Source organism: Novosphingobium sp. PC22D (genome assembly GCF_002556635.1).
In the GTDB taxonomy this organism is placed as follows: Bacteria; Pseudomonadota; Alphaproteobacteria; order Sphingomonadales; family Sphingomonadaceae; genus Novosphingobium.
Genome location: NZ_MWMO01000036.1, coordinates 1 through 9,920, shown reverse-complemented (window position 1 = coordinate 9,920; position 9,920 = coordinate 1). Strand labels below are relative to the sequence as shown.

Annotated in this window: 10 protein-coding genes; 5 read left to right on the top strand and 5 right to left on the bottom strand. The window is 55.5% G+C overall.

Annotation, left to right across the window (positions count from 1 at the left end; translation table 11 throughout):
- Positions 1-116 precede the first annotated feature (116 nt).
- Complete coding sequence (locus B2G71_RS23385) at positions 117-314, top strand: BON domain-containing protein (protein ID WP_240530332.1); 198 nt, start codon at positions 117-119, stop codon at positions 312-314.
- A gap of 50 nt (positions 315-364) precedes the next feature.
- Here B2G71_RS23385 and B2G71_RS23380 read toward each other — a convergent pair whose 3' ends face one another.
- Genes B2G71_RS23380 through B2G71_RS23370 form a run of 3 tightly spaced genes read right to left on the bottom strand, consistent with a single transcriptional unit; the run spans position 365 to position 2,576 of the window.
- Positions 365-1,396, bottom strand: a complete 1,032-nt coding sequence (locus tag B2G71_RS23380; RefSeq protein WP_098109063.1) for a TerC/Alx family metal homeostasis membrane protein — start codon at positions 1,394-1,396, stop codon at positions 365-367.
- Positions 1,397-1,425: 29 nt separating this feature from the next.
- Complete coding sequence (locus B2G71_RS23375) at positions 1,426-2,094, bottom strand: NADH dehydrogenase ubiquinone Fe-S protein 4 (protein WP_098109062.1); 669 nt, start codon at positions 2,092-2,094, stop codon at positions 1,426-1,428.
- A 23-nt stretch (positions 2,095-2,117) separates the two neighbouring features.
- Positions 2,118-2,576: an Hsp20 family protein gene (locus tag B2G71_RS23370; protein WP_098109061.1), complete on the bottom strand. Its 459-nt coding sequence runs from the start codon at positions 2,574-2,576 to the stop codon at positions 2,118-2,120.
- A 303-nt stretch (positions 2,577-2,879) separates the two neighbouring features.
- Here B2G71_RS23370 and B2G71_RS23365 point away from each other — a divergent pair, with 303 nt between their 5' ends.
- Positions 2,880-3,374 carry an Hsp20/alpha crystallin family protein gene (locus B2G71_RS23365; RefSeq protein ID WP_240530331.1) on the top strand — a complete coding sequence of 165 codons (495 nt, stop codon included), beginning with the start codon at positions 2,880-2,882 and terminating at the stop codon, positions 3,372-3,374.
- Positions 3,375-3,657: 283 nt separating this feature from the next.
- Here B2G71_RS23365 and B2G71_RS23360 read toward each other — a convergent pair whose 3' ends face one another.
- A complete protein-coding gene (locus tag B2G71_RS23360; RefSeq protein ID WP_098109059.1) occupies positions 3,658-4,440 on the bottom strand; it encodes an ATP-binding protein in 783 nt (260 codons plus the stop codon).
- A gap of 198 nt (positions 4,441-4,638) precedes the next feature.
- Between B2G71_RS23360 and B2G71_RS23355 the strand changes: the two genes are divergently transcribed.
- Positions 4,639-5,301 (top strand): BON domain-containing protein, encoded by a 663-nt coding sequence (locus B2G71_RS23355; RefSeq protein WP_098109065.1) that lies wholly within the window; start codon positions 4,639-4,641, stop codon positions 5,299-5,301.
- The gene (locus B2G71_RS23350) at positions 5,301-5,993 is read left to right on the top strand and encodes a hypothetical protein (protein ID WP_240530330.1); all 693 of its coding nucleotides are present in this window, start codon (positions 5,301-5,303) and stop codon (positions 5,991-5,993) included. Before B2G71_RS23355 ends, B2G71_RS23350 begins: the two co-directional genes overlap by 1 nt.
- A gap of 25 nt (positions 5,994-6,018) precedes the next feature.
- Here the strand turns inward: B2G71_RS23350 and B2G71_RS23345 are convergent, their stop codons facing one another.
- Positions 6,019-6,753, bottom strand: a complete 735-nt coding sequence (locus B2G71_RS23345; RefSeq protein ID WP_098109058.1) for a Crp/Fnr family transcriptional regulator — start codon at positions 6,751-6,753, stop codon at positions 6,019-6,021.
- A 324-nt stretch (positions 6,754-7,077) separates the two neighbouring features.
- On the opposite strand from B2G71_RS23345, the gene katG reads away from it, so the two are divergent.
- Positions 7,078-9,300, top strand: a complete 2,223-nt coding sequence (gene katG, locus B2G71_RS23340) for a catalase/peroxidase HPI (RefSeq protein WP_098109057.1) — start codon at positions 7,078-7,080, stop codon at positions 9,298-9,300.
- The last annotated feature ends 620 nt before the right edge of the window (positions 9,301-9,920 follow it).

Genomic DNA, 9,920 nt, shown 5'->3' with positions numbered 1-9,920 from the left:
CGTCGTCTTCATTCCCGTACCAATCCATCAGCTCGGGAGTAGCTTAGCATCCTGTCCAAGAAACCGGCACCACCTCTAACGTCATCGTAGTTAAGCCGCGGGTCAGCCCCGTCGAAGTGAAGAAAAAGATCCAAGATGCGCTGGTGCGAAGTGCGCAGATCGACGCCGAAGGCGTAATTGTCGAAACCGATGGCGGGAAGGTCACCCTAAAGGGCTCGGTACGCTCATGGGCAGAGCGTCAGGAAGCCGAGCGCTCTGCCTGGGCCGCGCCCGGTGTGACGAGCGTCCAAAACAAGATTACTATCAAGCCGTGAGCAGGATGATACCCGCGATCGACTAGGTCGCGGGTACCATTTTCAAGGTCTTAGACGAGCGTTTCACTACTCGCCTTTTCCTGCTGCGCCGAGCCAGCTTTGCCAGCCTCTCGCATTCGCCACCAGGAATACACAATTCCGCCGATCAGGAGAAACAACGTCACGCTCAGTGAAATCAGCGGCTCTACATGCCCACCAAAGTCCTGATACAGGATCTTGCCACCGATGAACATCAAGATCAGGGCCAGCGTGTGCTTCAGGTATTGTAGCTTTTCTATCCCGGAAGATATCGCGAAATACATTGCACGCAGGCCAAGGATAGCAAATATATTTGATGTATAAACCAAATATGGTTCTTGTGTAATAGACAATACGGCAGGAACGCTTTCAAAGGCAAATATGACATCCGCAAACTCAACCAACAAAAGGGCCAAGAATAGAGGCGTTGCGAACCAGCGGTGTCCTGAAGGCACAGAGTCGTCAGTCAACCGTACAAAAAACGCGCGGCCATGCAACTGGTCCGTGACTCGGAACCAGCGACGAAAATTGTCTACAATCCTCGTCTGGCTGAACGAAAACTTTCTCTCGTCATGCCTAAACATTTGGACAGCAGCCCCAATCAGGAGGATGCCGAATACCGTTAGCAGCCATGAGAACTCCCGCACCAAGGCGGTGCCCGCGGCAATGAGGAGCGCCCGCAAAACCAGGACGCCCAGAATACCCCAAAACAAGACCCTGTGCTGAAGCGTGGCGGGTATCGTGAAGTATCCAAAGATCAGTGAGAAAACGAAGATGTTGTCGAGGGAAAGACTCTTCTCAAGGACATATGCGGTCAGGAAGCTCAAGCCGGCCTGCGAACCAAACGAAAACCATATCCAGCCGCAAAAACACAGTGCCGCAGCTATATAGAACAGGCTGCTCGCTAGGCTCTCGCGTAGGCCTATGACACGTTGGCCGCGGTGGAAGACACCAAGATCGAGCGCTAGCAAACCAAGCACGAGCGTGACGAAAAGACTCCACGCCCACAGCGGAGTGCCCGCCACGCTCGTGCCAAGCCATACCAGGATATCTGCCTCGGCCATCTCACACTAAGCCCCTTGCGATCCAATGCTCACGAGGATCTGGACTTTGCTGGAGAGCCGGACCGAGCGCTTTCGTGCTGCCGTTGCGCGCCATCGTCAGAGCCTTGAACGTCTATGCACGGGAACTTGCCGCAGCACAGCGCATGGGGACCGGTAGGCGAGCAACAAGGTGCCAGCGCCGACTCCATCTGGAATGCCTGTCGCGCTACCGGCTTAGGTCGAGTCTTGGGGCGTTCGTGTACGCGATATTTGATGCCTCTCCTTTCACAATAATCTCGTGCGGACTCCTTATCGGGAAAGCGCAGATCGACGTGGATCAATGGATCCCTCCCGCCTGTCCAGCCCATTAGCCAGTCGACGAACGGTTCTTCCCTCGGCTCGAATCGCAAGCGCCACTCGTTCTTTCGCGCGCGCCCGCCGTGCTGAGTCACCAATTCCGGGTAAGGCTCGATGATCGCCGATGCTCCATCGGGGATCGAACTTTTGTGCCGCAGCCAAGCTGGGTCTTCGTCGGGCTTTGTACCGATATGCATGGGCTCTTCATTATCGTTGCCCAGGACACCGACAGCTGTCTCCAACATACTCCCGAACTCTGGAGAAGTCGGCGTGTAAGTCAGTTTTGAAGCAGGTTTTGATTGTGCCACAGCCATTTTACTTTCCTCCTCAAGGTCATCGGATACGCAGCTGCGAAGCAGCATGCGCACCAGTCATGGAGAGTTCTTCAGCTTGGCGAGTGCCCCTGGCCCCCAGCACCAGTCGCCGGTTCAGAGCGGACTTCAATGCGTCGCGGACGCAGTGCGTCGGGGATCTCGCGCTTCAGTTCGATCACGAGAAGGCCGTCACGCATGTCTGCGGACAAAACCTCCATGAAGTCTGCGAGTTCGAACTGTCGGACGAACGGCGGCGTAATGATGCCGCGGTGAAGAAAACCTTCCCTGTCTTTCCCATCGGCGTCACTGCTGCCCCTGACTGTTAGCAGATTGCCTTGCTTTACGACTTCGACATCGGTCGGACGGAAGCCTGCCAGGGCAAGAGTGACCCTGTAGGAGTCGGCACCAAGCCGCTCAATGTTGAAAGGGGGAAACGAAGGGCCCGTGACGCGACCAGGACCTTTGATGATCTCCGGTTCAGCAGAGGGGTACCGGAAAGGCCTCGCACTCGTAGTTTTGTCTAATCTCATAACCAAATCCTCCTGTGAGCAATTCGGACATGAGAGGCACCGGAGGGAGCCGATGCCCTCTGATCCCACTGGGCCCATACGGCACCCAGCCAATAATTAGCTAGTTGCCGCAAAGACGACTTCAAGGGGCATATCGCGTCACAAAGGTTACGCTCAGACCTTACGATAAATCGTCACGCCTCGAGCTGAGATAGATCAGAGCGGGAGCCCGCAATCACCGCGATGCCATGACGCGCAACCCTTGCATCGGCATTTGCTCGGGCGGCGGAGTGATGAGCAATCCTGAGGAGAAAGGCAGTGGCCATGCGTGATCTGATGCCCTGGGGACGACCAGGCAACAACAACTCTGTAGTCGCACAGGATCAGTCAAACGACCCGGTTCGTTCGCTTTATCGTGAAATGAATCGACTCTTTGACGATCTTTTTCCCGGCTATCGTGGGCCGGCTCTTGAGCAGTTGACGCGCTATGCGGACTTTCCAAAGCTCGAGATATCCGAGGACGATAAGGAAATTCAGATTTCTGCTGAGCTACCTGGAGTGCATGAGGACGACGTAGAAATCACTCTCGAGAACCAGCTGCTTACTATCCGGGGCGAGAAGAAGTCTTCGGTTGAGGAGAAGGATAAAGGGTATTCCGAGCGAAGCTACGGTCTTTTTGAGCGGCGCATCACCCTGCCGGCCGGCACCGAGGCAGACAAGGCGTCGGCAAGCTTCGAAAACGGCGTTCTGACGTTGAAAATACCAAGATCGGCCGAAGCGATCGAAACTACACGGCACATTCCGATCAACGCCAAATAGCATCTTCCAACTTATGTGAGTTCTGCCGCTCACCGACGCTGCATCAGACAGTGGGCGGCAGTTCACCCTTAGGCTCGAGAATCTCGCCCCGCCACCCAGCTTGGTGGATCACTAGCGGGAAATGACTCCTTGCCGGCCTCATCCACCGGATCGATCCCTTGAGAGTTGGGAATCTCTGGCTGCTTGTTCTTACGACTCCCAGAGGGCTTTACATCTGGCCGAGGATCAGTGCCGTTCGGGGGATCATTCTGCGTGCTGGCCATTGGAACTTGCTACTCCATCATCAAAAGGATTGTGTGCTGCCGGCGGGGCGGCAGCCGCCTGTCGTTCCTGCAACATCCGCTGCCGGAAGATAAATGATCATGGTCGTTCCTGTTCCCTCATGGGTTTCAACGGCGAAATGCCCATTGGATTCAGCGACAAATCTTTGGACCTGAGTAAGGCCGAGCCCCGTCCCGCCAGTTTCAGACTTGGTGGTAAAACACGGTTCGAGCACATGCTTCAATAACTCAGCTGGGATGCCCTCTCCGTCATCTCTGACTTCGAGCTTTACGAAGTTTCCCGACAACCCATGATGGACACTCTCATCCGATTCCGTATTCTTCGCTGTGATTCTGATCACCCCGCCTTCCGGCATCGCTTCAGCAGCATTCACGACCAGGTTTAGCATGGTCGATTTCAGACTGGTTGGATCGACCTCGACCGGCCAAACTGAACCCCCGCATTCAAGTTCACATTCAATTCCACTCGGAAGCGCACCGGCGATTAGTGCCTCGAGGTTTGAGAGAAAGGTGCAAGGCCCAATCTTCTCCCTTCGATCCACTGCCGTCCTTGGACTACCAAGAATTTCACTGACCAGTGAATTTCCGTGAGAGACCGCATCGCGTAAGCCATCGAAAATTCGCAATGATCGCGCGGTAGGGCCGTGTGAGCGCTCAAGAAGGCTGATGCCGGCCGAGAAAATGGCAAGGACATTGCGCAAGTCATGCGCCACACTTCGCGCTCGCAGTGCGTCCACCATTGGGGGAGCACAATTAGCGATCAGGTCGTTGATACGAGGCTCCATAATTACTCCACAAAAATGATATTCTTGCGAGTTCTCAGGCAGCCGATCTTGCTCGTGATGCAAACTCGGGGCCGTGTCGGATCTCGTCAGTCCTGCCACTCTATCTGAGAAGGAAATTTGCCAAACTGAGGTATGTCAGGGCCGGCTCGGCCAAGGCTGCACATAAGATATCCGGTCAAAAATGAGATGGAGTGCGCTGTGAGACCGGACGCGGAGGTCCGACAGGATGTCGAAGCAGAAATCAATTGGGACCCCAGTTTTGAATTCCAGCACGACATCCTCGTGTCGGTGAAGGATGGGGTCGTCACGCTAGATGGCTTCACACATTCCTATTCAGACCGGAACAGGGCTGAACGTGCGGCAAAGCGTGTGAAGGGCGTCAGTGCGATAGCGAATGACATAACGGTCAAACTCCGTATTCAAGACGAGAAAACCGACCCGGAAATTGCGAGAGCAGCGATAAGTGCGATCAGATCGGCGCTTCCGGACTTGGCCGACAACTTGAAGATTGTGGTCCGGGAAGGAGTCGTCACCATTGAGGGCACAGTTGAATGGAACTTTCAGCGCGAAGCTGCGGAAGACGTTGTGCGCCCCACCGAGGGACTCAAGAATCTCGTCAATCTCGTTACCTTGAAGCCCAAAGCGCAAGCATACGAGATCAGGGAAAAGATCGAGAGCGCCCTGACGCGCAGCGCGCAGGTCGAAGCCAAGCGAATCAAGGTTGAGACCGACGGAAGCGAAGTTGTGTTGAGCGGGGAAGTGAACTCCTGGGCAGAGCGCTGGGAAGCCGAAAGAAGCGCTTGGTCTGCACCGGGCGTAACGAAGGTCACGAACCATATCAAAGTCGGAACAGCAGCGTGATGTCTAACAAAGGCGAAAAAGACCGATCTTCTGATGATTCCGGTCTCCATTCAGATCCTCCCTCGGGAGAAAACGATCAAGCGATAGGAAAAGTCCGTGTACGCGAGGTCGTTGGAACTGTTTTCAATCACAGTCTTCTGGAAAGCATGGTTTCCGAGCTGACAACCGCTGGCTTCGATAGAAGTGACATCGATCTGATGGCGAGTTGGGATACGATCCGCCAGCAACTGCCGACCATTTATCCCGATCCAGCAGTTCTGTCAGAAATTCCAGACCTTCCGCGTCGAAAGCTTGTTACCGATGACGAGGAAATGTCCGTTACGGGCCTCGTCTTTGGTACGCTTATTACAGTTTCAGCTTTGGCGGTTGGTGCCCCCGTTGTGGCGTCCGGTGGCGCTTTAGCGGCTGTGGTTGCTGCAAGCACGGGCGGAGGTTTACTGGGCGCGGCCTTGGCAAATGCCGTTCGGAAGATACTCACCAAGGGTATGGATCCAGAGACATTGGAACGCGATCTTTGGCGTGGAGGCCTTGTCGTTTTTGTTCGTGCTAGGGCGGCAGAGGCTGAGGAGCGTGCTCAAGCAATTATGCGGAGAAACGGCGCGCGGAACGTCCATGTGCACGAGATCGAGCTGAAAAAGACGTTAGACGATTTGCCACTCGCCCGCATCCAGCCAGACCCCTGGTTGGACTGATTAGTCTTGGATCGACCGTAACATGCTACAAGAGCAAACGCGGTGCATGTTTCTCGGGAATCATGTAGCCCGAAAATGTAGTCATCTGCCGGCGATCCAATATGCTCAAAGAGCTCGAGTCAATCGAAGCAAGGCGCCGTTGTCGCAACTCCTTCATCGATCGGCTCACATGCGTGTCAGAAAGCCCGAGCAAGTCGGCGATGTGGCGTCGTTGAAGCGGAAAGTAACACCAATCGCCTTTGACCATGTCGAGCGCGACCAACCGATCAAACAACTCGAGCAGGAAATACGCGAGGCGGGCGGGGGCAGGAAGACGGGATACCAGTGCGAGTCTCGTGTCCCCGCGACGCTGGTCTTCCATCAGTGCCAAGACCATTGCGTCCGAAAGGTCTCCAAACTGGACAAAAAGCTGTTTAAGCGTACGCCCGGAGAGGACGCACAGTGTGACTGGCGTAAGACTTTCGACGCCGCTATCCGAATGGCCAAGCATGAGTTGCTGGAGGCCGATCAAGCTGCCCGGCAGCAGCACTTCGATGATCTGCCGTTGCCCTCCAGACGTCAGGCGATACCGGAACGCCCAACCCGAATAGAGCGTGTAGAGACGGTCATCGTAAGCGCCGGGCTCGATAATCGTCTGACGAGCGGGCAATTCGATCTGCCCACTCTTGAGTGCTTTAACATAGGCGAGTTCTGGTGCCGAAAACCGCTTGAAGCGGGCAAGCCGCCGCAGAGCACATTCATCGCAAGGCACAAAGTTCATTCATCTACCCGTATCGGTGATCACGATTTGCGGGATAGCACATAGGGGGACACAAGTCACATGGCGTTACCCTGCTGCCCCTATGTGCCCAATTCGATCTCTGAGAGTGTCGTCATCTTGGTGCTCTTCGCTGCGGGTGACACCATTCCCGGAGTTTAAGGCCGTCACGTGCCCTGAGATAGATCAGAGTGGCCCGAGATCACCGCCCTAAAGTCTCGTCGGAGTTTGCGCCGAGTCTGGCGATCATTGAAGCGGTCGGCAGGCAGTCATTCATATAACGCCGCAAGCAAAAAATAGCTGGAGCGGTCGCAAGGAGAAGATTTTATGGACGCCAAAGCAGGTTCGATAGAAGGCGGTTGTCCATTCGATGGCCATGGCGGCATGCACAGCCTGCTTGGTCGCACCAATCGCGACTGGTGGCCAGACGCGCTTCAACTTGAAATCCTTACCCAGAACGGTGTGTCGCCCGATCCGATGGGCGAAGATTTCGACTATTGCGAGGCGTTCAACGCTCTCGACTATCGGGCCCTGAAGCAAGATTTGCATGCGCTGATGACCGATAGTCAGGACTGGTGGCCCGCCGATTACGGCCACTATGGCCCCTTCTTTATTCGCATGGCATGGCATGCCGCAGGCACCTATCGCACGGGCGACGGGCGCGGCGGGGCTAGCATGGGCGATCAACGTTTCGCTCCGCTCAACAGCTGGCCTGACAATGGCAATCTCGACAAGGCGCGTCGCCTGCTGTGGCCGATAAAGAAGAAATTCGGACCCAATATCAGCTGGGCCGACCTGTTCATTCTCGCCGGCAATGTCGCAATCGAAAGCATGGGTGGGCCGACGTTCGGCTTCGGCGGTGGACGCAAGGATGTCTACGCTCCGCCACTAATCTATTGGGGAACGGAAGAAAAGTGGGTCAACGAGGGAGTCGAGACACGCATAATTCCAGATGAGGGCAAGGCGCTCGAGAATCCGCTCGCGGCGATTCAGATGGGCCTGATTTACGTCAATCCGGAAGGTCCTGGCGGCGATCCCCACGATATGGAGGGCATGGCGCGCGACATTCGCGAAACCTTTAGCAGGATGGCGATGAACGACGCGGAAACCGTTGCTTTGACTGCTGGCGGTCACACTTTTGGTAAATGCCATGGCGCGGTACCGCCAGACCAGCTCAGCCCGGCACCGGAGGGGCAGGATCTGCATTTCATGGGTCTTGGATGGACGACGGATCCCGAACAGATTGCACAAGGCCATATCACGACCTCCGGGATCGAGGGCGCTTGGACCAACACGCCGTTCGAATGGTCGAAAAACTATTTTCGCCTGTTGTTCAAATACGAATATGAATTGGTGAAATCGCCGGCCGGAGCATGGCAATGGACCCCGATCAATCCAGAGCCGGATGATCTTGCTCCCGATGCGCGCGACCCCTCGAAGAAGGTGCCAACGATCATGACCACCGCCGATATGGCGATGAAGCTCGATCCTGGCTTCCGACAGGTGTCCGAAAAGTTCATGAGCGATCATGAGGCGTTTAAAGATGCCTTTGCCCGTGCCTGGTTTAAGCTGACCCATCGCGACATGGGGCCCAAGGCGCGTTATCTGGGTCCGGAAGTCCCCGAAGAGGATCTAATCTGGCAGGATCCCGTACCTAAAGGCACGCCCCCGTCGGCCGATACTGTCGCCAATTTCAAGGCGAAGGTGCTCGACAGCGGCTTCACCGTTGCTGAACTCGTCAAGGCGGCTTGGGCTTCGGCGTCGACTTACCGAAATTCCGATCATCGCGGTGGTGCCAACGGCGCACGCATCCGTCTTGCTCCACAGAAGGATTGGGCCGTCAATGATCCCCAGGAACTGACGAAAGTTCTGTCCAAGCTTGAGGAAATCCGCGGTAACTTGTCGATGGCTGATGCCATCGTTCTGGCCGGTGTTGCGGCAATTGAGAAGGCGGCTAGGGCCGGCGGGTTCGAGATTTCGGTTGATGTTACCACCGGTCGCGGCGATGCGACTGACGAGCAGACTGACGCTGAGAGCTTCGAACCGCTCGAACCATTTGCCGATGGATTCCGAAACTACCTGATGACAAAGGCCTCGGTAAAGACTGAGGAACTGCTGATAGACAGGGCGGATCTATTAGGTCTTTCTATTCCTGAGATGACCGTGCTGGTTGGCGGCATGAGAGCGCTAGGGGCGGTCAGTCACCATGCTCACCATGGGAACAGGATTGGCGTTCTGACCAGCCGTCCAGGCGTTCTGTCGAACGACTTCTTCGTGAATCTGCTCGACATGGGCACGGTCTGGGAAGTCGTCGAGGAAAGCGGCGATGAGGAATATGTCGGCAAGGATCGCAAGAGCGGCGAAGAAAAATGGCGTGCTACGCGCACGGATCTAGTTTTCGGCGGGAATTCGCAACTGCGTGCCGTTGCCGAGGTCTATGCTGAGGACAACCACCTTGAAAAATTCGTCCGTGATTTCGTGAAAGCCTGGGCGAAGGTGATGGACGTGGATCGGTTCGACCTTCGGATGGCGAAATACCATCTTGAGTGACGAAATCTGCGACCGCTAATTTATCGAGATGCAAGGGACCCTGGGAAGGTTCTTACCGCCCTTGGTTTTCGCAAAGGTCTAATTGTCCAACCTGGTTCGTAAGGGAAAATGTTAGAGGATTCAGGAAGGACCAACGAGTGTCAGATCAAGCTCAGTCGCGCCAAGCGGCCACCACTCCACACTGGATCCTCATACTTGAAGCGATCAGGTGCTGGCGGAAGGCTCGAGACGATGGACATTGTCCGCAACCTTGCCTCTTCCGTGCCCTTGCCCCTCACGATGCGGACTTCATCGTTCCCGCAATCGATAGCGTTATGGCATTTTATGAGAGTTATCTGGGACGTGCAATTTCGGTCGGCGACACGATTACGATCTCTGACGATGAAAGCTGGCTGCTTGCGTCCCTGATCGATGTCGCGACTGAGGGGAGGTCAACAGCACAGCACGATAGTACCGCTCTCATGCTGGAGTGCGCTATCCAATCAATGCGCGCGCTTCTCCAAAGGCATCCATCTGCTCCTCAATCACTCGACTTTGTAGCTCGTCGCCGGTGAAGAACGCTGAAGCCCGCAGGAAAGCGTGGGTTTTATCGAAGTCCAAGTAATCGAAATCACAAGGTT